General features: G+C 69.7%; 18 protein-coding genes. 10 read left to right on the top strand and 8 right to left on the bottom strand.

All coding sequences use genetic code 11. The features are described from left to right. The first annotated feature begins 68 nt into the window (after nt 1-68). From FEK34_RS00540 to FEK34_RS00530, 3 genes are all read left to right on the top strand, one after another. A complete protein-coding gene (locus FEK34_RS00540; RefSeq protein WP_138445919.1) occupies nt 69-773 on the top strand; it encodes an enoyl-CoA hydratase-related protein in 705 nt (234 codons plus the stop codon). Between the two features lie 78 nt (nt 774-851). Next, on the top strand, nt 852-2,135 hold the full coding sequence (locus tag FEK34_RS00535; protein WP_249358727.1) for a M20 family metallopeptidase: 1,284 nt from the start codon (nt 852-854) through the stop codon (nt 2,133-2,135). A gap of 50 nt (nt 2,136-2,185) precedes the next feature. Beyond that, entirely contained in the window at nt 2,186-3,382 is a 1,197-nt protein-coding gene (locus tag FEK34_RS00530; protein WP_138446334.1) for a M20 family metallopeptidase, read from the top strand. A gap of 98 nt (nt 3,383-3,480) precedes the next feature. Here the strand turns inward: FEK34_RS00530 and FEK34_RS00525 are convergent, their stop codons facing one another. Beyond that, nucleotides 3,481-3,960 (bottom strand): gamma-glutamylcyclotransferase, encoded by a 480-nt coding sequence (locus FEK34_RS00525; protein ID WP_130919001.1) that lies wholly within the window; start codon nt 3,958-3,960, stop codon nt 3,481-3,483. A gap of 133 nt (nt 3,961-4,093) precedes the next feature. Here FEK34_RS00525 and FEK34_RS00520 point away from each other — a divergent pair, with 133 nt between their 5' ends. The 4 genes from FEK34_RS00520 (at nt 4,094) to FEK34_RS00505 (ending at nt 9,617) form a co-directional block, all read left to right on the top strand. Further along, nucleotides 4,094-5,494 carry an NAD(P)H-quinone dehydrogenase gene (locus FEK34_RS00520; protein WP_138445918.1) on the top strand — a complete coding sequence of 467 codons (1,401 nt, stop codon included), beginning with the start codon at nt 4,094-4,096 and terminating at the stop codon, nt 5,492-5,494. Nucleotides 5,495-5,783: 289 nt separating this feature from the next. Next, on the top strand, nt 5,784-6,815 hold the full coding sequence (locus FEK34_RS00515) for a hypothetical protein (protein WP_249358726.1): 1,032 nt from the start codon (nt 5,784-5,786) through the stop codon (nt 6,813-6,815). Nucleotides 6,816-6,887: 72 nt separating this feature from the next. Continuing rightward, entirely contained in the window at nt 6,888-7,904 is a 1,017-nt protein-coding gene (locus FEK34_RS00510; protein ID WP_249358725.1) for a hypothetical protein, read from the top strand. A gap of 489 nt (nt 7,905-8,393) precedes the next feature. Further along, nucleotides 8,394-9,617 (top strand): PLP-dependent aminotransferase family protein, encoded by a 1,224-nt coding sequence (locus FEK34_RS00505; RefSeq protein ID WP_138445916.1) that lies wholly within the window; start codon nt 8,394-8,396, stop codon nt 9,615-9,617. Nucleotides 9,618-9,722: 105 nt separating this feature from the next. On the opposite strand, the gene glpK is transcribed toward FEK34_RS00505, so the two are convergent. Beyond that, nucleotides 9,723-11,222, bottom strand: a complete 1,500-nt coding sequence (glpK, locus tag FEK34_RS00500) for a glycerol kinase GlpK (protein ID WP_138445915.1) — start codon at nt 11,220-11,222, stop codon at nt 9,723-9,725. Nucleotides 11,223-11,410: 188 nt separating this feature from the next. On the opposite strand from glpK, the gene glpD reads away from it, so the two are divergent. Next, a complete protein-coding gene (gene glpD / locus FEK34_RS00495; protein WP_138445914.1) occupies nt 11,411-13,144 on the top strand; it encodes a glycerol-3-phosphate dehydrogenase in 1,734 nt (577 codons plus the stop codon). Between the two features lie 48 nt (nt 13,145-13,192). Here the strand turns inward: glpD and FEK34_RS00490 are convergent, their stop codons facing one another. From FEK34_RS00490 to FEK34_RS00470, 5 genes are all read right to left on the bottom strand, one after another. Further along, nucleotides 13,193-14,023, bottom strand: coding sequence for an MBL fold metallo-hydrolase (locus FEK34_RS00490; protein ID WP_138445913.1), 831 nt, complete (start codon nt 14,021-14,023; stop codon nt 13,193-13,195). Further along, on the bottom strand, nt 14,020-14,583 hold the full coding sequence (locus FEK34_RS00485) for a TetR/AcrR family transcriptional regulator (protein WP_138445912.1): 564 nt from the start codon (nt 14,581-14,583) through the stop codon (nt 14,020-14,022). Before FEK34_RS00485 ends, FEK34_RS00490 begins: the two co-directional genes overlap by 4 nt. Nucleotides 14,584-14,616: 33 nt before the next feature. Beyond that, on the bottom strand, nt 14,617-14,808 hold the full coding sequence (locus tag FEK34_RS00480; protein WP_138445911.1) for a hypothetical protein: 192 nt from the start codon (nt 14,806-14,808) through the stop codon (nt 14,617-14,619). A gap of 88 nt (nt 14,809-14,896) precedes the next feature. Next, the gene (locus FEK34_RS00475; protein WP_138445910.1) at nt 14,897-15,679 is read right to left on the bottom strand and encodes a DNA-formamidopyrimidine glycosylase family protein; all 783 of its coding nucleotides are present in this window, start codon (nt 15,677-15,679) and stop codon (nt 14,897-14,899) included. A 21-nt stretch (nt 15,680-15,700) separates the two neighbouring features. Then, a complete protein-coding gene (locus FEK34_RS00470; RefSeq protein WP_138445909.1) occupies nt 15,701-20,542 on the bottom strand; it encodes an ATP-dependent helicase in 4,842 nt (1,613 codons plus the stop codon). 68 nt (nt 20,543-20,610) lie between these two features. Here FEK34_RS00470 and FEK34_RS00465 point away from each other — a divergent pair, with 68 nt between their 5' ends. Continuing rightward, the gene (locus FEK34_RS00465; protein ID WP_138445908.1) at nt 20,611-21,156 is read left to right on the top strand and encodes a histidine phosphatase family protein; all 546 of its coding nucleotides are present in this window, start codon (nt 20,611-20,613) and stop codon (nt 21,154-21,156) included. 19 nt (nt 21,157-21,175) lie between these two features. Here FEK34_RS00465 and amaB read toward each other — a convergent pair whose 3' ends face one another. Then, complete coding sequence (gene amaB / locus FEK34_RS00460; RefSeq protein ID WP_138446332.1) at nt 21,176-22,672, bottom strand: L-piperidine-6-carboxylate dehydrogenase; 1,497 nt, start codon at nt 22,670-22,672, stop codon at nt 21,176-21,178. A gap of 167 nt (nt 22,673-22,839) precedes the next feature. Between amaB and FEK34_RS00455 the strand changes: the two genes are divergently transcribed. Next, on the top strand, nt 22,840-23,292 hold the full coding sequence (locus tag FEK34_RS00455) for an Lrp/AsnC family transcriptional regulator (protein ID WP_036533594.1): 453 nt from the start codon (nt 22,840-22,842) through the stop codon (nt 23,290-23,292). Nucleotides 23,293-23,338: the final 46 nt, after the last annotated feature.

The following is a 23,338-nucleotide window of genomic DNA, read 5'->3' as shown; positions in this document are numbered from 1 at the left end:
ACCGAACCCACCCGAGCGCTTGCTACCCGTGAGTAGGACTTGCTCGCCGGTACCGATACGCTGCACGCATGCCGTATCTGGAACGTGATGGGGATGTGTTCGTGCTCTACCTCGGCAACGAGGGGCAGACCGACAGTGAGAACCGCTTCCACCCGGACTGGATCGCCGAGATCCACGCCCACCTCGACACCGTCGAGGCGTCCGAGGGTCCCGCCGCGCTGGTCACCACCGCCTCCGGGAAGTTCTTCAGCAACGGCCTCGACACCGACTGGCTGTTCGCCAACCTGGATCAGATGCACGGCTATCTCGACCGCGTGCATTCGATCTACACCCGGCTGCTGACCTTCCCGATGGCGACCGTCGCCGCCATCAACGGCCACGCCTTCGGCGCGGGCGCCATGCTGGCCACCTCGCACGATTTCCGGCTGATGCGCGCCGACCGCGGCTTCTACAGCCTGCCCGAGGTGCACCTGGGCATGCCGTTCACCATCGGCATGAACGCCCTGCTCACCGAGCGGCTCACCAACCAGGTCGCGGTCAAGGCCATGACCACCGGGCACCGCTTCCCGGCCGACGAGGCGATCGCCGCGGGCATCGTCGACGGTAAGGCCGAGGCCGACGCGCTCGTCGCCGCCGCCGTCGCTCAGGCCGCGGCCCTGGCCGGCAACCGCAAGCCGAACCTGCCGGTGATCAAGCGCGCCCTGCACGCGAACGCGCTGGCCGGGCTCGCCGTGCCGACCACACCGGAGAACCTGGCGTTCGCCGCCGGATAACCCCGCCGGGCCACTCCCGCCACGCCGCCGCGACGGTGGCCTGCGGACCGGTCGGTGCGCAGTGCGACACTGAATGCCATGTCACCCCCGCGCAGCGGCCGGTCCGACCAGCGCAGCGCCGATACCGTTCGGCGCGGCGAGGCTGCCGCGCGTCACGGCGACGGGACCGCGCGCCCGGACCCCGCCCTCGCGCTCCGGGCCGACGCGGCCATCGCCGCCGCCCGCGATGAGCTGATCGGGCTCTCGCATGCGATTCACGCCGAACCCGAACTGGCCTTCGAGGAGACCCGTAGCGTCGCCAAGGTGATCGCGACGCTGGCCGCGCGCGGATTCGAGATCGAGACCGGCGTGGCCGGGCTGCCCACCGCCTTCCGCGCCAGCTACGGCAGTGGCGAACTGGCCGTCGGGCTGTGTGCCGAGTACGACGCCCTGCCTGAGATCGGGCACGCCTGCGGGCACAACATCATCGCCGCGAGCACCACCGGCGCGGCGCTCGGGCTGGCCGAGGTGGCCGACGCGCTCGGCATCACCGTCGTGGTGCTCGGCACGCCCGCCGAGGAGAGCGGCGGCGGCAAGATCCTGATGCTCGAGCGCGGCGTCTTCGACGACATCGCGATGGCGATGATGGCCCATCCCGGCCCGTACGACATCGTCGGTGCGCGCTCACTGGCCCTCGCCGATCTCTCGGTGGTCTTCCACGGCCGCGAAGCGCACGCCAGCGCCGCCCCTGAGCAGGGCCGCAACGCCGGGGACGCGGTCACCGTGGCGCAGGTCGCCATCGGCCTGCTGCGTCAGCACCTGCGGCCCGGCCAGCAGCTGCACGGTATAGTCGGCGACGGCGGCGTAGCCCCCAACATCGTGCCCGGACGTGCGGAACTGCTGTACTACCTACGCGCAGCCGACTCCGCATCCCTCGGCGAACTGATGCGTCGCGCATCCGATTGCTTCGAGGCGGGCGCCCTCGCGACCGGCTGCACCCACGACATACGGACGCTTGCGCCCACCTATACCGAGCTCACCCCCGATCCGGCACTACTGTCTGCCTATCGAGAGCAGATCGCCGGCCTGGGACGGACGCCGATCGCGCCCGAGCTCGAAGCGCAGCGACCGCTCGGGAGCACGGACATGGGCAACGTCACCAACGTCATCCCGGGGATACACCCGGTCATCGGGATCGATGCCGATGGCGCGGTGACGCATCAGCCCGGTTTCGCCGCGGCCAGCGTCAACGCCTCGGCCGACCGAGCGGTGATCGATGCGGCGACGGCGCTCGCGCGTACCGCGATCGCGGTTGCCGGCGATGCACTACACAGGGACAGGTTGTTGCAACGGCTCGTTCAGCGACAGGAGGAAATTCGGTGAGTAGCCCGGCGGCGCGAGCGAAGGGCCCGGAAGAGGCAGCGCGCGTGACCATGAAGACCACCGGGGGCGCCGCCCTATCGAACGCAGCGCGGACCGGCCAGGACGTGGTCGACGCGTGGCTGGCCGAGCACACCGTCGACCTGATCCAGTGGCGCCGCCACATCCACGCCAACCCGGAACTGTCCCGCACCGAGTTCGGCACCACCGAATTCGTCGCCACCTGGCTCACCAAGGCCGGCCTCACCCCGCGCGTGCTGCCCGGCGGCACCGGCCTGATCTGCGATATCGGCCCGGACACCCCGCGCATCGCGTTGCGCGCCGATATGGACGCCCTGCCGATGCAGGAGTTCACCGGCTTGAGCTTCGCCTCCACCGTCCCCGGCGTCTCGCACGCGTGCGGCCACGACGCGCACACCACCATCCTGCTCGGCACCGCGCTGGCGCTGGCCGACGCCGATCTGCCGGTGGGCGTGCGGCTGGTGTTCCAGCCTGCCGAAGAGGTGATGCCGGGCGGCGCGATCGATGTGGTCGCCACCGGCGCCATGGAGGGCGTGGAGCGGATCTTCGCCCTGCACTGCGATCCGCGGCTCGAAGTGGGCCGGGTCGGTGTGCGGGTGGGTGCGATCACCTCGGCCGCCGACACCGTCGAGCTGGTGCTCGACTCGCCGGGCGGGCACACCTCGCGCCCGCACCTGACCAGCGATCTGGTCTACGCCATCGGCACAGTGATCACCGGGCTGCCCGGGCTGCTCAGCCGTCGCATCGATCCGCGTACCAGCACCGTCATGGTGTGGGGTGCGGTCAGCGCTGGCAAGGCGCCCAACGCGATACCGCAGACCGGCATGCTCACCGGCACCGTCCGCACCGGCGATCACGCCACCTGGTCACTGCTGGAGCCGATGGTGCACGAGATCGTCGACGGACTGCTGGCGCCCACCGGCGTGCGATACCAGCTCAACTACCGCCGCGGCGTTCCGCCCGTGGTCAACGACGAGCATTCCACCCGGATGTTCGAAGAGGCGATCCGCGCGGTCGGGCCCGACGCGCTCGCCGACACGCCGCAGTCCGGCGGTGGCGAGGACTTCTCCTGGTACCTGGAGGAGGTGCCCGGCGCGATGGCTCGACTGGGCGTGTGGTCCGGTGAGGGCGAACAGCTCGACCTGCACCAGCCCACCTTCGACATCGACGAACGCGCGCTCGCGGTCGGTGTGCGGGTGCTGAGCAACATCGTTCTGCAAGCGGGCTGAGTGCCAAAGCGGCGACCAGGTGACTAGAGCCGGTCGAACCTCGATTTTCGAGCGAAGCGAGACCGAGCATCAACACGCGGTGCCGGAGGCGCCGCCGATTACTCCGCGAAGTTGCCCGGGCCGACGTTGCGGCTGTTGCGGGTGCGCAGGGCGTGCACGTACTCCTCGGGCGCGCCCGCCTTCTCCGCGGCGTCGGCCATCACACCCAGGTAGCGGGCCGATGGCAGTCCGCCCTCGTAGGCGTCGAGGACATACAGCCAGGCCAGGATGGGTTCGGTGCCGCTGCCGGGATTCGGCGTGACCCGCAACCGGATCTTGCGGTGAATGCCGAAATCCGAGCCCTCCCAGCGGTCCAGCCGCTGCTCGTCCTCGGGGGAGACGTCGTAGAGCACGACGAACACCCGGGAACCGGGTTCCTCGACGACGGTGGCGAGCGGGCCTTCCCAGCCGATGTCGTCGCCACTGAAGGTGAGGCGCCAGCCCTCCAGCCACCCCGTCCCGAACATCGGGGAGTGCGGACAGCGCTCGAGCATCTGGGACGAGTCCATGTTGGACCCGTAAGCGGCGTAGATCGGCACGAGGAAAGGGTAACCGGTATCGGATTTGCCGTGCTCGCGGCGCGGCCTACCGCAACGCGGCGGCAGGGCTCGGGGCGGATAACGTTGACGCCGAACCGGAGATCCCGGTGCAACTGCTCGAGCGGAGGTATCCATGACCCGCATTGCGATCATCGGTGGCGGACCGGCCGGATACGAGGCCGCATTGGTGGCGGCCCAGCACGGCGCCGAGGTCACGCTGATCGATTCCGACGGCATCGGCGGAGCGTGCGTGCTGTGGGACTGCGTGCCGTCGAAGACCTTCATCGCCTCGACCGGGGTGCGCACCGATCTGCGCCGCGCCCGCGATCTCGGCATCACCCTCGATCCCAGCCAGGCCACGGTGTCGTTGCCGGAGGTGCATTCGCGCGTCAAGGCGCTGGCGCTGGCCCAGTCCTCGGATATCCGCTCGAAGTTGCAGACCGTCGGGGTGACCGTGCTGGCCGGGCGCGGGCAGTTGATCGACGCGGGCACCGGCCTGGCCGCGCATCGGGTGCGGGCCGCGCTCGCCGACGGCACCGAGCAGGTCATCGAGGCCGAGGTGGTGCTGATCGCCACCGGCGCCAGCCCGCGGGTGCTGCCCGGCGCCGAACCCGACGGCGAGCGCATCCTCAACTGGCGCCAGCTCTACGACCTGACCGAACTGCCGGAAACCCTGGTGGTGGTGGGTTCCGGTGTCACCGGTGCCGAATTCGTCTCCGCCTACACCGAAATGGGTGTGCGGGTGAAGCTGGTGTCCAGCCGCGACCGGGTGCTGCCCGGTGAGGACGCCGACGCGGCGCTGGTGCTCGAGGACGCCCTCGCCGAACGCGGTGTCGAGCTGGTCAAGCATGCGCGTGCCGACGCCGTGGAGCGCACCGCCGACGGCGTCGTGGTCAAGCTCGCCGACGGGCGCACCGTCTCCGGCTCGCATGCGCTGATGACGGTCGGTTCGACGCCCAATACCGACGATCTCGGATTGGAGCGGGTCGGTATCGAACTCGACCGCGGGTACCTGCGCGTCGACCGGGTGTCGCGCACCTCGGTGCCCGGCATCTACGCCGCGGGCGACTGCACCGGCCTGCTGCCGCTGGCCTCGGTGGCCGCCATGCAGGGCCGCATCGCGATGTACCACGCGCTCGGCGAGGGCGTGAATCCGATCCGGCTCAAGACCGTTGCCTCGGCGGTGTTCACCCGGCCGGAGATCGCGACCGTCGGCGTCAGCCAGACCGCCATCGACAACGGTGAGGTGCCCGCCCGCACGGTGATGCTGCCGTTGAACACCAATCCGCGCGCGAAGATGTCGGGGCTGCGGCGCGGCTTCGTCAAGATCTTCTGCCGTCCGGCCACCGGTGTGGTCATCGGTGGTGTGGTGGTGGCGCCGATCGCCTCCGAGTTGATCCTGCCGATCGCCCTTGCGGTGCAGAACAATCTGACCGTCACCGACCTGGCGCAGACCTTCTCGGTGTATCCCTCGCTGACCGGATCGGTGACCGAGGCCGCGCGCCAGCTCATGCGGCACGACGATCTGGACTGAGCCGGGCGGTTCGCGCAGCGTGTCGAGTGTTCCTGTGAGTGGGTAGGTTTCGTCACGTTGCCTGGGCGGGACAGTTGTGGTTCACTTCCGGCAGAGATGCGATCGATGGGTGGTCGTGTGGTTTGGTGTCGGGGGGATTTCCTTTCCTGACGCGAACGGCGGGCAGCCTGGGCTGTTGGCAGTCCGAGCGTCTCACCAAAGACAGCTGAGTGTGGTCGGTGCGACCGCACCCGGGAAAGGGATTGGGCGAAAAGTGAAACATCGTAAGCCGAGTCGGGCGCAGCGAGCGATGGCGAGTACTTCGTTGCCGCTGGCCACCGCGGCGGCCGTAGCCACTCTGTTCGCATCGCCGGCGGGGGCCGTTCCGAACGATCAGCCCGAGGCCCCGGCGCCGACGCAGGACGAGTCGCCGAGCCAGCCGGGTACCACGCAGCCGGAGCAGTCGCAGTCGCCGACCCAGCCGGGCGTCACCGACCCGGCGAAGCCGGAGAACCCGCAGGGCAACTCCACGCCGAGCCAGCCGGGCGTCACCACTCCGAACACCGACAACGACCAGAAGGACCCGAAGCTGGCCGCGCCGCGCCAGCCCGGCGTCACCGCGCCGCGTGTCGCGCCGCTGCCGGTCCCCGGCCAGAGCGGTCCCGTGCAGCCGGTCGTCGTGCCGGATCAGAAGCCGGGCGAGACCGATCCGAACCGTCCGGGCGTGATCGACCCGCGCACCGGGGAAGTCGTCACCCCCGAGGACGGCAGCGAGGCGCAGCCGGCCATCGACGGCGAGACCGCCGAAGCCATCGAGCCCGGTACCGAGTCCGAGACCCAGACCCTGGTGCAGCCGCGCTGGGAGGCCCCGCGCATCGAGGCCGCGCCCGCCGCGCCGGTCGTCGAGATGACGGGCCCGCACGCCGAGGTCGGCGCCACCATCGACGGTGGTTCGCTGCTGCCCGGCCACCTGGCCAACACCCACCACTTCACCAACGAGGCCGGCTACGTCGGCACGATCGGCTACAGCACGCCGACGGGCCGCGGTGACGCGGGCATCTCGTGGGAGTTCCTGGACGAGAACCACATCAAGGTGAACACCTTCACCGGCGGTGCGGGCCTGGCCGACAACAAGTTCGAGACCGTCCTCGACACCACCCAGGTCAATGCCGCCAAGGCGACCGTCGAGCAGTGGATCGCCCAGCAGCCGGGCGGCGCCGCCGCGCTCGAAGCGGCCGCGCAGGTTAAACTGCCGACTATCGTGCAACCGGGTGACATGGCTCCGCAGACGATCAATGTCGCTGGCGTCACCACCCAGTGGGGTGGTTCACTCCAGTACTGATATGTGCTGAATGGGCGTTGGGGCGGTCGTTCGCGGCCGCCCCATACGTGTGTTCCGGGGAAAGGATTGGGTGTGTCCGGCGACGGCGAAGGCAAGGACAGCGGGTCAGGGGGATCGGATTTCGGCCCGCCGGTAGGGGACTTCGGACCCCCGGTGGGGGACTTCGGTCCTCCGCTCGGCGATTTCGGACCGCCCACTGCTCCCGGGCCCGGCTGGAAGCCTGAACCCGCACCGGAAAAACCCGGCCTGACCTGGCGTCCGGCCGGTGAGCCCGCGCCCGAGCCGCCGGCGAGCGTGCCCGCACCTCCGCCGCAGTTCCGTGCCCCGGACAGCACCACGTTCCCGGACAATCCGCCGCGCCCGCCGCGGCCGGAACCTGCCGACGCGGGCGAGGACCGCACCGTCCGGATGTCGACCGACGACGACAGCAGCTGGTGGAATCGGCCGACCAAGTCCGGCGAGCCGCCGACGCCGCCGGCCGAGCCCGCGCCGGAGCCGGGCCTGTCCTGGGCCGACGATCCGATCGCCAAGCGCCTGACCCCGCAGTCGGTGACCGAGGCGCTGGCGCGTCCGGCCAAGAAGAAGCGTCCGCTCGGGCCGATCATCGCCGGGTCTGCGGCGGTTGTGGCCGTGCTGGTCGCGCTCACCGTGGTGATCATCATGATGACCGGCGACGACAGTGATGCGGAAACCGCTCAGGCGCCCACCACCGCCGCTGCGTTGAGCTGCCCGGCGAGCAAAGACGGCAATGTCACGGTCGGCAACGGGCCGGGGGACACGGCGAGCGGAGCCGGTGCCATCTTGGGGTACCAGCATGCGTTCTATTCCGCTCGTGATGGTGCGAAGGCGAGGAGTTTCGCGGCTTCGGACGCCAACGTATTGCCCGCAGCCGATCTGCAAAAGGTCATCGACGAGGAGATCCCGCAGGGCACGACATATTGCCTGCGAATCACTGAGCGACAGCCGAACGTTTTCGATGTCGACCTGACCGACCATCGGCCCGACGGCCAGACGTTCGTGTACCGGCAGACCGTGCAGACCATCGACCAGAACGGCAAGCACCTGATCTTCGCCATCCTGGACCGCTGACCCAACCTTCACGAAGCGCACCTCATGCAGCGGCAATAGGAAATCGCTACTGCGCCAATGGTTTTCGTTCGAACAGGTTATTGCCCTACCCCCAGGCGTCGGGTACTGTTCGAGCTGACTCTAGGGAGGGAGTATCCATGAAGAAATTGGTTGCCGGTGTCGCGCTCACGATCGGTCTGGTGGGGGTTGGCCCTGCGCTGGCGCCGTCCATCGCGTTTGCCGGTCCTTGTCAGCCGGGTGTCACTACGGACTGCAAGGAAACCAAGAGGAAGCCGCCGTGCCAGCCTGGTGTCACGAAGGACTGCAAGGTCGCCACGCCGCGGCGGTAAACAGCGAATCAGCGAACGGCCCCATCCCGCATTCGGGATGGGGCCGTTTCGTTTCGCGCGGCCACCACCGTGTCCCAAATCATGGGATGACTATTTCACATCATGGTCCGCGGTATGCGACAGTGGGGAAGGCGCACCTCGCGTAATCCCTGGAGGTTCCATGTCGCAGCACCTTCCGCCGCTGGCCGGCCGCCTGTCCGGGCTGACCAGCTCGGCCATCCGTGACCTGCTCAAACTCACCGCACGCGCGGAGATCATCAGCCTCGCCGGTGGTCTACCCGACGCCGCGCTGATGCCGGGCGAGCGGATCGCGGTAGCCGCCGACGCCGCGCTGCGCCAGGACGCGGTACTGCAATACACCGAATCGCCCGGCTGGGGGCCGCTGCGCACGGTGCTCGCCGAACGGGAGAGCGTCCGGGTCGGCCGCACCGTCGCGCTGGACGAGGTGTTCGTCACCCACGGGTCGCAGCAGGCGCTATCGCTGCTGTCGGAGGTGCTGCTCGATCCCGGGGCGCTCGTCGTCGTCGAGGACCCGGCCTACGTCGGCGCGCTCCAGGTGTTCCGGGCCGCGGGTGCGCGCATCGTGGCGCTGCCGCTGGATGCCGAAGGCCTGCGACTGGACCTGCTCGGCGAACTGCTCGCCGGCGGTGAGCGTCCCGCAGTGGTGCATACGGTGAGCAATTTCCACAACCCGGGCGGGGTCACCATGAGCCCGGCACGGCGGCGGGAACTGGCGGCGCTGGCCGAACGCTACGGCTTCTGGGTGATCGAGGACGACCCCTACGGTGAACTGTGGTTCGACCGGCCCGCCCCCGACCCCATCGCGACCTACTCGCCGCACGTGATCCGGCTCTCCAGCGCATCCAAGATCCTCGCCCCGACGCTGCGGGTGGGCTGGATGATCGCACCGAACCAGGTCTGCCGGGCGGTCGAGCTGCTCAAACAGGGCGCCGACCTGTGCGGTTCGGCATTGACCCAGCAGATCGCGGCCGATCTGCTCGCCGACACCGACTGGCTGACCAGTCATATCGACACCGTGCGCGCCGCCTACGCCGAACGCGCCGGTGCACTCGTCGGCGCGCTGCGCGACCGCTTCGGTACCCGGCTCACCTGCACCGATGCCGCCGGTGGCATGTTCATCTGGGCCGACTTCACCGACGGCACCGACACCGGGACGCTGCTGAACGATGCGCTGGAGGCGGGCGTCGCCTATGTCCCGGGCCAGGCGTTCTCGGTGAGCACCCCGTATCCGCATTCGTTGCGCATGTGCTTTACCACGGGCGCACCGGAGGCGCTCACCGAAGCGGTGGACCGGCTCGATCGAGCGGTCGTCGCGCAGCGTGAAGGTGCGACAGCCGAGCGTCAGGTGACAGCGCAGCGTTGAGGCACGGCCGCACAGCGCCAGGGTTTCACCGCGCACTGTCAGGGCACGGCCGCAATGCGCCAGAGTGCCGCCGCGCAGCGTCAGCGGTGTCCGCGCAGGGTCGGGTTAGTCGACCCAGTTGTACGTGCGCTCGACGGCCTTATTCCACGAATCGAGCCGCGCGCGGCGGTCGTCGTCGCTCATCGACGGCTCCCAGGTCTTGTCCGCCGCCCAGTTGTCCTGGATATCGTCGGTGCCTGCCCAGTAGCCGACCGCGAGCCCGGCCGCGTACGCGGCGCCGAGGGCGGTGGTCTCGTTGACGACCGGGCGCACCACCGGGACGCCGAGGATATCGGCCTGGAACTGCATGAGCAGTTCGTTGTTCACCATCCCGCCGTCGACCTTCAAGGTGGTCAATTCCAGTCGTAGCTGCTGGGATTCGGCGTCGGCGCGCATGGCGTCGGTGACCTCGCGGGTCTGGAACGCGGTGGATTCCAGGACCGCCCTGGCCAAATGGGCCTTGTTCACGAAGCGGGTGAGTCCGGCGATGACGCCGCGCGCGTCCGGCCGCCAGCGCGGGGCGAACAAGCCGGAGAACGCGGGCACGATGTAGGCGCCGCCGTTGTCGTCGACGCTGCGGGCCAGCGGTTCGATCTCGGCGGCCGAGGAGATGATGCCGAGATTGTCGCGGAACCATTGCACCAGTGAGCCGGTGACGGCGATCGACCCTTCGAGCGCGAACACCGGCGCCTGGTCGCCGAGCCGGTAGCAGACGGTGGTGAGCAGCCCGTGCTTGCTGAACACCGGAGTGGTGCCGGTGTTGAGCAGCATGAAATTGCCGGTGCCGTAGGTGTTCTTGGCATCACCGGGGGACAGGCAGGCCTGGCCGAAGGTGGCCGCCTGCTGATCGCCGAGAATGCCTGCGACCGGAACTCCGGCCAGTGGGCCCGAGGTGATCTCCGCGTACACCTCCGACGAGCTGCGGATCTGCGGCAGCATCGCGGTGGGTATCCCGAATTCGGCGCAGATCTGACCGTCCCATTGCAGCGTGCGCAGATCCATCAGCATGGTGCGCGAGGCATTGGTGACGTCGGTCAGGTGCTGTCCGGTGAGGTTCCACAGCACCCAGCTGTCGACGGTGCCGAAGCACAGCTCGCCGGCTTCGGCGCGTTCGCGGGCGCCCTCGACGTGGTCGAGGATCCAGCGCAGTTTCGGGCCGGCGAAATAGGTCGACAGCGGCAGCCCGGTGCGATCCTGATACCGGGTGCGCCCGACGTCGCCGGACAGCTCGGTGCACAGCGCCTCGGTACGAGTGTCCTGCCAGACGATGGCGTTGTGAATCGGCTTGCCGGTGGCGCGGTCCCAGACCACCGTGGTTTCACGCTGATTGGTCACCCCCACCGCCGCGATATCGGCGGCGGTGATACCGGTGGCCGTCAGCGCCTCGCCGAGTACCTGTTCGGTGTTGTGCCAGATCGCCTCGGCATCGTGCTCTACCCAGCCCGGTCGCGGGAACAGCTGCTCGTGCTCGCGTTGCGCGATGCCCGCCACGCGCCCCGCGCGGTCGAAAACGATGCACCGACTCGACGTCGTCCCCTGATCGATGGCGGCCACATAGCGTCGCATTGGAGCAGGTTACCGGAACCCGCGGCCGGTCACGGCCCGGTCGCGGCAACCAGGAACCGCACGCGCGCACGGGCGTCGCACGCGGGTGCGGGCACCGCGGCGATAGGGTGTACAGCGAAGCTCGAACGCGCCCGATCACAGACCACAACGTCGACCTCCGACGCTTGCGTCGGTTGGAGGAGCCGAGCATGACCAAGAAGCCCGATTCGCAGTTCCTCGGGCCGCAGCAGCGGCTGGACGCCTGGGCCCGGCTGGGCAAAGACCACTTCGACGTGGTCGTCGTCGGCGGCGGCGTGGTGGGCGCGGGCATCGCCCTCGATGCCGCGACCCGTGGGTTGCGGGTGGCGCTGGTGGAGGCGCGCGATCTGGCCTCCGGGACGTCGAGCCGCTCGTCGAAGATGTTCCACGGCGGTCTGCGATATCTGGAACAGCTCGAGTTCGGCCTGGTGCGTGAGGCGCTGGCCGAACGTGAGCTGTCGATGTCGACGCTGGCGCCGCATCTGGTCAAACCGCTGCGCTTCCTCTACCCGCTCACCCACCGGGTGTGGGAGCGGCCGTACGTGGCATCGGGCCTACTGCTCTACGACACCATGGGGGGCGCGAAATCGGTTCCGGGTCAACGTCATCTGAGCAGGCACGGCGCACTGCGGCTGGCGCCGGGGTTGCGCCGCGATTCGATGATCGGCGGGATCAGCTACTACGACACCGTCGTCGACGACGCCCGCCACACCATGACCGTGGCCCGCACCGCCGCCCACTACGGCGCGGTGATCCGCACGTCGACGCAGGTGGTCGGGTTCCTGCGCGAGGCCGACCGGGTGGTCGGGGTGAAGTTGCGCGACAGCGAGGACGGGCGCACCACCGAGACCCGCGCGCACGTGGTGATCAACGCGACCGGCGTGTGGACCGACGAGATCCAGGCCCTGTCGCATCAGCGCGGGCGCTTCCATGTGCGGGCCTCCAAGGGCGTGCACATCGTGGTGCCGCGCGACCGGATCGTCAGCGATGCGGCGATCATCCTGCGCACCGCCACCTCGGTGTTGTTCGTGATCCCATGGGGCAGCCACTGGATCATCGGCACCACCGACACCGACTGGAATCTGGACCTGGCGCATCCGGCGGCGACCAAGGCCGATATCGATTACCTGCTCGAGCACGTCAACCGGGTGCTGGTCACCCCGCTCACCCACGACGATATCGACGGCGTGTACGCCGGACTGCGGCCGCTGCTGGCCGGTGAGAGCGACGAGACTTCCAAGCTGTCGCGCGAGCACGCCGTCGCCCGGATCGCGCCCGGTCTGGTCGCCATCGCCGGCGGCAAGTACACGACCTACCGAGTGATGGCCTACGACGCCGTCGACGAGGCGGCCCAAGACATTCCGGCCCGGGTCTCGCCCTCGATCACCGAGAAGGTGCCGCTGCTCGGCGCCGACGGCTACTTCGCGCTGGTCAATCAGACAGTGCAGCTGGCCGAGGCCTACGGTGTGCACCCGTACCGGATCAAGCATCTGCTCGACCGCTACGGCTCGCTCATCGACGAGGTGATGGCCATGGCCGACGGCAAACCCGAACTGCTGCAACCGCTCACCGACGCTCCGTCCTACCTACAGGTGGAGGTGGTCTACGCGGCCGCCGCCGAAGGGGCGCTGCACCTGGACGACATCCTGGCCCGGCGCACCCGCATCTCCATCGAGTACTCCCATCGCGGCGCGGACTGCGCCGAGCAGGTGGCGAGACTGGTGGCGCCGGTGCTGGGCTGGGACGATGACGACGTCGACCGGGAGGTCGGCCTGTATCTGGCCAGGGTCGACGCCGAGATCCGTTCCCAGGCCGAGCCCGACGACGAATGCGCCGACGCGTTGCGGGTGGCCGCACCGGAGCCGCGTCCGGAGATTCTGGAGCCGGTACCGCTGGATCGGTGATGCCGCGGGTAGGCGCGGCGCATCCAGACGCGCCTACCCGCTGCCGAATCAGACTGTGGCGGCTTGCATTGCCCGCAGCTCACCGGCGTGGTGCGCGCTGAAGGTCCGCACCTGATCGCCCTTCGCCGCGACCAATTCGCGCAGGCGCTGCTGATTGTTCGCCCTGGCCTCGGGCACCGTCTGCACAATCCGTTCGAAGGCGGCGATGCCGAGTGGTTGATGCGGGTGGGCCTCGAGGACGCCGGGGTGAAAGTAGGAATCGCCCGCGCTGAGCAGCCAGCCGTCGCCGGTGTCCACCGCGACGCCCGCATGTCCGCGGGTGTGCCCGGCCAGCGGCACCAGCAGGATCTCCGGCGGCAGACCGGCCAGCTCGCGGACCGCTTCGAATCCGAACCACGGCTCGCCGTGTTCGCCGTGGATCTGCCACTTCGGGCCGTGCGCGAACTGGATCGCGCGGTAGCGGAATCGTTCTCGCGGACCGTAGGAACCCTCGAGGGCCCGCATCTCCTCGGCGTAGACGTGCACGCGCGCATGCGGGAAATCGGCGAGTCCGCCCGCGTGATCGAGGTCGAGGTGGGTGAGCACGATGTCGCGGACGTCCTCGCGCCGATAGCCGAGCCGCTCGATCTGGCGGGCGACGGTGCGTTCCAGGTCGAGCACCGGATGGGTCATCTGCAGGAATCCGGTGCCGAGCCACTCGGCCGGACGGCGCACGGCCTGTTCGCCGATGCCGGTCTCCACCAGCACCAGGCCCTTGTCGTGCTCGATGAGCAGGCAGTGGCAGACCATTTCGCCGCGATGCAGCAGGCCGCCGGTACCGCTGATCAGGCGCCCGCCGAAGGGCCGCATCGTTCCGCCGTCGAGGTGATGGATCTTCATCGGGACAACTCCTGGTCCATGAGGGTGCGAAGGTGGTCGGCGACCGTGCGCAACGGGGAGATATCGCGGCTGGTCTTGGCGAGTAGCAGCGCGCCCTCGAGCATGGCGAGCGCGACGGTGGACAGCTGTTCGGCGCGTTCGGCGTCTACGCCTTTGGCGCGCAGGTATTCCGCGATGGTGAGCCGCCACGATTCGAACCCGCCCGCGCAGGCGGCTCGGATCGGTTCGCTGCCGGCGGCGTCGAGTGCGACCGAGGCCAGCGGGCAGGCGCGCGCGAAATCGGATTCGACCAGGGTGGTGGCCAGCAGGTCGACGACGGCATCGATGTCGCCGTGGTCGAGCGCTGCCGCCAGCCGCTCGCGTAGCTGCTTGCCCGCCTGGTCGAGGGCCTCGGCGGCGAGTTGTTCCTTGCCGCCGGGGAAATGGAAGTACAGCGAGCCCTTGGGTGCGCCGCCCGCGGTGACCAGCTGGTTGAGTCCGGTGGCGTGATAGCCCTGGGTGTGGAAGAGGTCGACGGCGGCGTCGATGAATCGCTGCCGGGAGTCCGTGCGTGTAGTCACGACGGAGACGTTACGCGAACTATGACGACCGGTCTAGTGAGAAATGGAGAAGCGTTCGATCTGCGGTGCGGGCGGAGCGGGGGCGGGTGGTGCGACGGGCGTGGCGGGACCGCCGGCGTGCAGCAGCAGATAACTGAACAGAACGGTGGCCAGCACGGCGAGCACGGTGGTCACGATGCGGCCGGCGATGGCGGCCAGGCGCTGCCGCGTCGTCGGTGCCCGCATGTGTGCTCGCTTTCGATCGGTCGGCGAATTCGACTACTGCCGTCCTTGTCGTGCGAAGTCGTTGAATCATTAGCAATTGAATGGCAAATCACATCGAAACCGCTGGTTGGCACCGCGGACAGAAGTAGATGCCGCGCTCGCGCCGCGAGAGGCGATCCGACGGCGGCGCGGTCTCGCCGAGTAGCTCGACGGCGATGGTGGTGCCGCAGCGCTGGCACGGCATCCGGTGACGGCCGTAGACCAGCGGACGCCACGGCGGTTGCTGGGCGGCGGTGGTGAGCACCCGGTGCGCCTCGTTGACCAGGGCGAGCAGATCCGGCACGGCGGCGACCGGCGTGGCCGGATGCACGCGACGCAGGAAGCACACCTCGCTGCGGTAGATGTTGCCGATGCCGGCCAGATTGCGCTGATCGAGCAGCGCGATCCCGATGGGTTCGTCCGGCTGCCGGGTCAGCCGCTCGACCGCGTCGGCCGGATCCCAGTCCGGGCCGAGCAGATCGGGCCCGAGATGCTCGATGACGCGGTGCTCCTCGGAGCGGCGCAGCACCTCGACCACGCCGAGGGAGAAGCCGACCGCTTCCACCTCGTCGGTGGCCAGCACCAGGCGCGCGGTCACACGCGGCTTGGTCCAGCGCTGCCCGCAGTGGAACACCCGCCAGCTGCCCTCCATCTTCAGGTGGGTGTGAATGCTGACGGTGTCGGTGCGGACGAACAGGTGCTTGCCGTAGCTGCCGACGCTGTCCACGGTCTGCCCGCGCAGGTCGACCGTGGCGTAGCGGGGGACGCGGAAGTCGCTGCGGGTCAAGACCTGCCCGGCCAAGGCGGCGCGCAGCCGCTGGGCGGTGCGGTAGACGACGTCACCCTCGGGCATCGTCCGCTCCGGCCGGCGTGGTCACGGGCGTACTCGCAGGCGCAGGCCGCGCGGGGTAGCGGCGAAACCGGCGTCGGTGAGGAAGGTGGCGAAGGAGTTGCCGTGCACCGATTCGCCGTCGACCCGGTCGATCACCAGCGAATCGACCCGGCGTTCGTGCACCAGCGCGGCCAGCGCCCGCGTCGCCCGCTGCCGGGCGGCGGGGTCCTCGGTGAAGGTGAGCAGGGTCTTGCCGCCGCGTTCCAGATACAGCACCAACTCGCCGCCGACCAGTACGACCAGCGCGCCCGCCTTGCGGCCGGGCCGGTGCCCAGACTCGCCGTCGCCTTTGGGCCAGGGTAATGCCGCACCGTACGGGTTGGCCGGATCGCAGGCGGCCAGTGCGAGCGCCGCGCCCTCGGCCCGATTGCCGCCGCGGTCGGTGTCGAAGGACCGCAGCCGGTCCACCACATCGGTGGTGGAGAACTGGGCGCCGCCGAGCGAATCGATGAAATAGCCGCGGCGGCACCGGCCGCGGTCCTCGAATTCGGTGAGCACGCGGTACATCAGTGCGAAACCGCCCGGCACGCCTTCGCCCTGCACCGAGCCCCTGGTCAGGACGCCGTAGCGTTCCAGGAGCAGGTCGGCGGTGGCGTGTGCGCGGATCGTATTGTCGGACAGGCGGTCCGGCAGCAGCGACCAGCGGCCCGCGACCGTGGGCGGACCCGAGCGGGTCGGCAGCGACTGGCGCGGGAGGTAGGCCCGGCCGCGGGGAGTTCGCCGCGGGGAGCGGTGGGCGGTGGGGGTTCGGGTGGAACCGGCCAGCCGCGCACGGACCGGGGCGAAGGTATCGCCAGAGACGAGGCCGGCCCACACCAGCTCCCACAGCGCCTCCGCCACCGCGGCATCGTCGAGCAGTCCGGTGGCGTCGGAGAGCTGGCGGAAGAAGTAGGCGCCGCCACCGTGCAGCATCGCTGGGACGTGCATGACCGCCGGCTGATCGGCGGACCGGGGTCGCTGGCCGGCAACCGGTGGCGTCCCGTCCGCATGTGGCGGTGCGTCCGCAGCTGCGTCGTCCGCCGCCGCTGCGCGCTCTCCCGGGGCATCGGCAGAGCCGGGTGCAGCGTTCGTGCCATCGCTACGCCGCGCACGCGCGGGACGGGATCGGGGGTCGGCTTTCGTCCGGCGGTGGGTGGGCGAATACGGCGTATTCGATTCCGGTGCGACGGAGTCCGGGTCGGGTTCGGGTGCGTCGAGGTCGACGGTCGCGGTCGAGGAAGATGCGCCGGGCGTCCATGCCGGCAACTGTGCGCCGAGCGCGGTGAGCAAGCGCAGATGGGTTTCGGTGAGTTCGATGTCGTCGGCCGGCGGCAGGGTGACCGGCGCCTGGTCGGCCGGATGTAGCGCGATCCAGCCGTCCTTGGCATTGATGGCGCCGTGGCCGGACCAGCGCACCTCGCCGGTGGCCATGAGTTCGTCCAGCATGGCGGGCGAGTAGTCGCGCACCCGGGCGGGCAGCACCAGCGATTCCAGGGCGGAGGCCGGGATCGGCACTCCGGCCAGCTGTTCCACGACGGCGGCAACACCGTCGACTCCGCGTAGCTCGCCGGTGTCCAAATGCTGCCAGGCGGGCAGGAACCGGCCGAAGGTGGCGGTGGACACCGGCTCCACCTCGTGCCGCGCGGCGGCCAGGCTGCGGCGGCGCAGGCGGCGCAGTACCTGGGCGTCACACCACTCCGAACCGGACGCGGCGGGCGTGAATTCGCCTTCCACCACACGTTTCTCGGCTGCCAGTCGATGCAGTGCGCCTGCGGCCACCGCGGTACCGAGACCGAATCTGGCCGCCACCGCCTCCACACCGAACGGGCCGTGCGTGCGGGCATAACGCGCCACCAGATCGCCGAGCGGATCGGCGACCGGTTCGATGAACGCCGCCGGGGTGCCGATGGGCAGGGGCACGCCGAGCGCGTCACGTAAGCGGGCCGCGTCTTCCACCGGCGCCCACCAGGTACGTCCGGCGAAGGAAACCTCCAGTGCCCGCCGGGCCTGCACGAGTTCGGCGAACCACGGCGCGGGGTCCTCGCGACACCGCTCGGCGGCCTCGGCAGCGGTGAGCGGCCCGAGCAGCCGCAGCAGATCGGCCAGGCCCTCGGCGTCGCGGGCCAGGCGTTCGGGGGTGAGCCGTTGCAGCTCACGTTCGGTCTGCTCGATGACGGTGGCGTCGAGCAGTTCCCGCAGCTCCACCCGCCCCAGCAGTTCGGCCAGCAGGCTCGAATCCAGCGACAATGCCGCCGCCCGGCGTTCGGCCAGCGGGCTGTCGCCGTCGTACATGAACTGGCCGATGTAATCGAACAGCAGCGCGTTGGCGAACGGTGACGGTGTCGCGGTCTCCACCTCGATCAGCCGCACCTGCCGCCGCGCCACCCGGCCCAGCAGCTCGCTCAACGCGGGCAGATCGTAGACATCGCGCAGGCATTCGCGCACCGTCTCCAGCAGGATCGGGAAATCCGGGAACTTACGCGCCACGTCGAGCAGCTGCGCCGAGCGCTGGCGTTGCTGCCACAGCGGGGCGCGTTTGCCGGGATCGCGGCGCGGCAGCAGCAGGGCGCGCGCCGAGCACTCGCGGAAGCGGGAGGCGAACAGGGCCGAGCCGCCGACCTGTTCGGTGACGATGTCGTCGATCTCGTCCGGCTCGAAGACGAACAGTTCGGCGCCCGGCGGATCGTCGGTGGTGTCCGGCAGCCGGACCACGATGCCGTCATCGGAGGCGTTGGGTGCGGCGTCGACCCCGAAGCGTTCCCGCAGCCGCGCCCCCACGGCCAGCGCCCACGGTGCGTGCGCCGGCAGTCCGTAGGGGGAGTGCAGCACCAGCCGCCAGTCGCCCAGCTCATCGCGGAACCGCTCAACGATCAATGTGCGGTCGGTGGGCAGCCTGCCGGTCGCGGCGCGCTGATCATCGAGCAGCGCAACCAGATTCGAGGTGGCGTTCTCGTCCAGCCCGGCCGCGCCGACCAGCTCTGCCAGGCCGTCGTCGGACTCCGCACGCTCGGATACCTGGCCCGCGCGCCGGATGAATTCACCCAGCGCCGCACCCAATTCGGCGGGCCGCCCGAGGCCGTCGCCGTGCCAGAACGGCAACCGTCCCGGCTGGCCGAAGGCGGGCGTCACCAGCACCCGGTCGAAGGTGATCTCCTCGATCCGCCAGCTGGTCGCGCCGAGCGCGAAGACATCGCCGACCCGCGATTCGTAGACCATCTCCTCATCGAGTTCGCCGACGCGGGAAGCCTTTTCGCCCACCATGTACACCGCGAACATGCCGCGGTCGGGGATCGCGCCCCCGGAGGTGACGGCCAGCCGTTGAGCGCCGGGCCTGCCGGTCAGCGTGCCCGCGTCGCGATCCCACACCACCCGCGGGCGCAGTTCGGCGAACTCGTCGGACGGGTAGCGCCCGGACAGTAGATCGAGCACCGATTCGTAGGCCGAACGCGGCAGCGACGCATAGCTTCCGGTGCTGCGGACCACCTCGAACCAGGCGTCGACGTCGACCGGCTCCAGCGCGCACACCGCCACCGTCTGCTGGGCGAGGATGTCGAGCGGATGCGCCGGAATCTGGATGGCCTCGATCTGGCCGGTGGTCATGCGCTGGGCGGCGACCGCGCAGTGGATGACATCGGTGCGGTGCTTGGGAAACAACACTCCGCGCGAGATCTCGCCGACCTGATGCCCGGCCCGCCCGATCCGTTGCAGCCCGCTGGCCACCGACGGCGGCGCCTCGACCTGAACCACCAGATCCACCGCGCCCATATCGATGCCCAGTTCCAGGCTGCTGGTGGCGACCACGCAGCGCAACCGCCCACTCTTGAGATCGTCTTCGATGAGCGCGCGCTGCTCCTTGCTCACCGAGCCGTGGTGTGCCCGGGCCAGCAGCGGTGCCGCACCGTGCACCACCTCGGTGGACGCGCCGAGCTGCGCGGGCGGCGCGTGCTCGGTCTCGACCGGATCGCCGGCGCGTTCGGCGAAGGTTTCGTTCAGCCGCGCGGTGAGCCGTTCGGCCAGTCTGCGGGAATTGGCGAACACGATCGAGGACCGATGCGCGAGCACCAGGTCCACGATCGCCTCGTCCACATGCGGCCAGATCGAACCGGGCTGATCCGATTCGCCGGGCTCGGTCATATCCGCGATCGGTACCCGCACAGACAGGTCGAAGGTCTTCGGGGCGGGTGGGGAGACGATGGTCAGTGGCGCGCTGCCCACCAGGAAGCGGCCCACCTCCTCGGGCGGGCGCACGGTGGCCGACAGGCCGATGCGCTGCACCGGGCGTTCGGTGAGCAGGTCCAGCCGGGCCAGCGACAGGGCCAGGTGCGAGCCGCGTTTGGAGCCGGCGATGGCGTGCACCTCGTCCACGATCACCGTCCGCACGGTGCGCAGGGTCTCCCTGGCCGCCGAGGTGAGCATGAGGAACAGCGATTCCGGGGTGGTGATGAGGATGTCGGGCGGGGTGCGTTGCATGGAGCGGCGTTCGCTCGCGCTGGTGTCGCCGGAACGCACGCCGACGCTGATGTGCGGCGGATCGAGCCCGAGCCGCTTGGCCGTCTGGGTGATGCCGACCAGCGGGGCCCGCAGATTGCGTTCCACGTCCACCGCGAGGGCCTTCAACGGCGAAACGTAGAGCACCGTGGTGCCCGGCTCGTCGGGTTTCGCGCCGGAGGCCAGCCGATCGATGGCCCACAGGAACGCCGACAGCGTCTTGCCCGAGCCGGTCGGCGCGATGACCAGGGTGTGTTCCCCTGCCGCGATGGCGCGCCACGCACCGAGCTGGGCATCCGTCGGCGCCGGGAAGGCGCCGTCGAACCACTCCCGGGTCGCGGTGGAGAACTCGGCCATGGGATCAGTGTGCACCCGGGCACCGACACGTATGCCGCGACCAGCGCCGCCGCCCGTATCGTTGCGCTGTGCCCGGCGTGCTGAAACTCGACCTGATCGGCCACGGTGTGACCGAGGCCATGCGCAGCGCGCGCTTCCCCGATGACGAACCGCTCACCGAAGCCGGCCGCAACGCGCCGGCACCGTATCGCCCGCCCGCCGATGCCGTGGTGTTGATCGCGCCCGAGCGCCGCGCCCGCGACACCGCCGAGGCGCTCGGAGTGACGGGCCGCACCGAACCCGCCCTCCGCGATCTCGACGCGGGCAGCTGGCGCGGCCGCGAACTCGCCGCACTCCCGCCCGAGGACGCGCACGACTGGCTCACCGATCCCGCGTTTCGCGGACACGGCGGCGAGTCGATCCTGGATCTCGTCGACAGGATCGCTGCCTGGCTTGCCGTCATCGCCGACGCAGGCCGGTCAACGGTCGCGCTGACCCATCCCGCGGTGATCCGGGCGGCGCTGCTGGTGGCCCTGGATGCACCCGCCGCCTCGTTCTGGCGACTCGACATTCCACCGGCCAGTCCCGTCCGGCTGCACCATCGCGGCGCCTGGACGGTGCGGTTCGGGCGCTGAACGGCACCAAGGGCGACGGTCAGCCGAATTCGATCCCCTGCGCCAACGGCAGATCATCGGAGTAGTTGACGGTGTTGGTGGCGCGGCGCATATAGGCCTTCCACGAATCGGACCCGGATTCGCGTCCGCCGCCGGTCTGCTTCTCCCCGCCGAACGCGCCGCCGATCTCCGCGCCGGAGGTGCCGATATTGACATTGGCGATGCCGCAGTCGGAGCCGTCGGCGGCCAGGAACCGTTCGGCCTCGCGCTGATCGGTGGTGAAGATCGACGACGAAAGACCTTGCGGCACCGCATTGTGCAACTCGATCGCGGTCTCGAAATCGTGGTAGGTCAGCACGTACAGGATCGGCGCGAACGTCTCCTCCCGCACCACCGTGGTCTGGGCCGGCATCCGGATGATGGCCGGCTGCACGTAGTCGGCGTCGTCGCCGAAGCCGTCCACTCGTTCACCGCCGCAGATCAATTCGCCGCCGTCGTCGAGTGCGCGCTCGATGGCCTTGATCATGGACGTATGCGCCCGCGCGTTGATCAGCGGTCCGACCAGCACGCCGGGTTCGAGCGGATTGCCGACGCGCAGTTGCAGATACGCGCTCTCCAGCCGGTCGAGCAGCGGTCCCGCCACATCGGCGTGCACGATCAATCGCCGCAGGGTCGTGCAGCGCTGGCCCGCCGTGCCCGCCGCAGCGAACACGATGCCGCGCGCGGCCAGCTCCAGATCCGCCGACGCCGTCACGATGGCGGCATTGTTGCCGCCGAGCTCGAGCAGGCAGCGACCGAGGCGGGCCGCGACCCGCGGCGCGACCGTGCGGCCCATCCGCACCGAACCCGTCGCGCTCAGCAACGCCACCCGTTCGTCGTCGACGAGTCGTTCGCCGGCCTCCGCACTGCCGAGGATCAGCTGATGGATCTGCGGATCGGCGCCCACGTCGGCCGCGGCCCGGCGCAGCAGTGTATGGCAGGCCAGCCCGGTCAACGGCGTGGTCTCCGAGGGCTTCCACACCACGGTGTCGCCGCACACAAGCGCGATCGCAGTATTCCAGGCCCACACCGCGACCGGGAAGTTGAACGCCGAGATCACCCCGACCACACCCAGCGGATGCCAGGTCTCCATCAGCCGGTGGCCGGGCCGCTCCGAGGGCATCGTGCGCCCGTAGAGCTGACGCGACAACCCGACGGCGAACTCGCAGACATCGATCATCTCCTGCACCTCGCCGACCGCCTCGGCGCCGATCTTGCCCGCTTCCAGGGTGACCAGCTCGCCCAGCTCGTTCTTGTGCGCGCGCAGCAATTCGGCCAGTCGGCGCACTACCGCGCCGCGCACCGGGGCGGGTACCGTGCGCCAGTTCCGAAACGCGGTGGCGGCCCGCTCGATCGCGGCATCGACGTCGGCGGGGGAGTCCGGGCGGACGGTGGCCAGCTGTCCGCCGGTGATGGGCGTGCGCGCGACCAGCGTGCCGGGCGGGGGGAGTTCGGCGCCGAGCGCGTCGAGCAGGGCTTCGGCGCGGCCCGGCAGCATGCGGGTGGAATGCTCGCCCACGATGTGCGGCTTCCGGTGCTCCGTTTCGCTGGTCATCTGGTCCTCCGCTTCGACGTCGCCGACCGGTGCCCGACGCGGGTGCGGTCGCGGAATGAACGATTACAAGTTTTCTGCACGGGCCCCGTTGGCTGCGTTAGCCTTCGCTGATGGCGGAAACACCGGCAAAGCCCGTTCTCGACGATATCGATCGGCTACTGATTCGCGAGCTGATGGCCGACGGCCGGGCGACCCTGTCCAACCTGGCCGAAAAGGCGAGCCTGTCGGTGTCGGCGGTGCAGTCGCGGGTGCGCAGGCTGGAAGCGCGGGGCGTGATCCGCGGCTACACCGCGAAGGTCGATCCCGAGGCGCTGGGGCATCTGCTGTCGGCATTCGTCGCGATCACTCCTCTCGACCCGTCCCAACCCGATGACGCGCCCGCATTGTTGCAGCAGATCCCCGGCATCGAGGCCTGCCACTCGGTGGCCGGCGACGAGAGTTACGTGCTGCTGGTACGGGTGGCTTCGCCCCGGCATCTGGAACAGCTGTTGCAGGAGATCCGCGCGACCGCCAATGTCCGTACGCGAAGCACCATCATCTTGCAGACATTCTACGACAGGTAGACCTTGACCGGAGTTTCTCCGTTTTGTTGTAGAGATTTCGCTAAAT

The organism is Nocardia cyriacigeorgica (genome assembly GCF_005863245.1).
GTDB lineage: Bacteria > Actinomycetota > Actinomycetes > Mycobacteriales > Mycobacteriaceae > Nocardia > Nocardia cyriacigeorgica_C.
The sequence above is the reverse complement of the archived record's forward strand: the minus strand, read 5'-3'. Positions and strand labels throughout refer to the sequence as shown.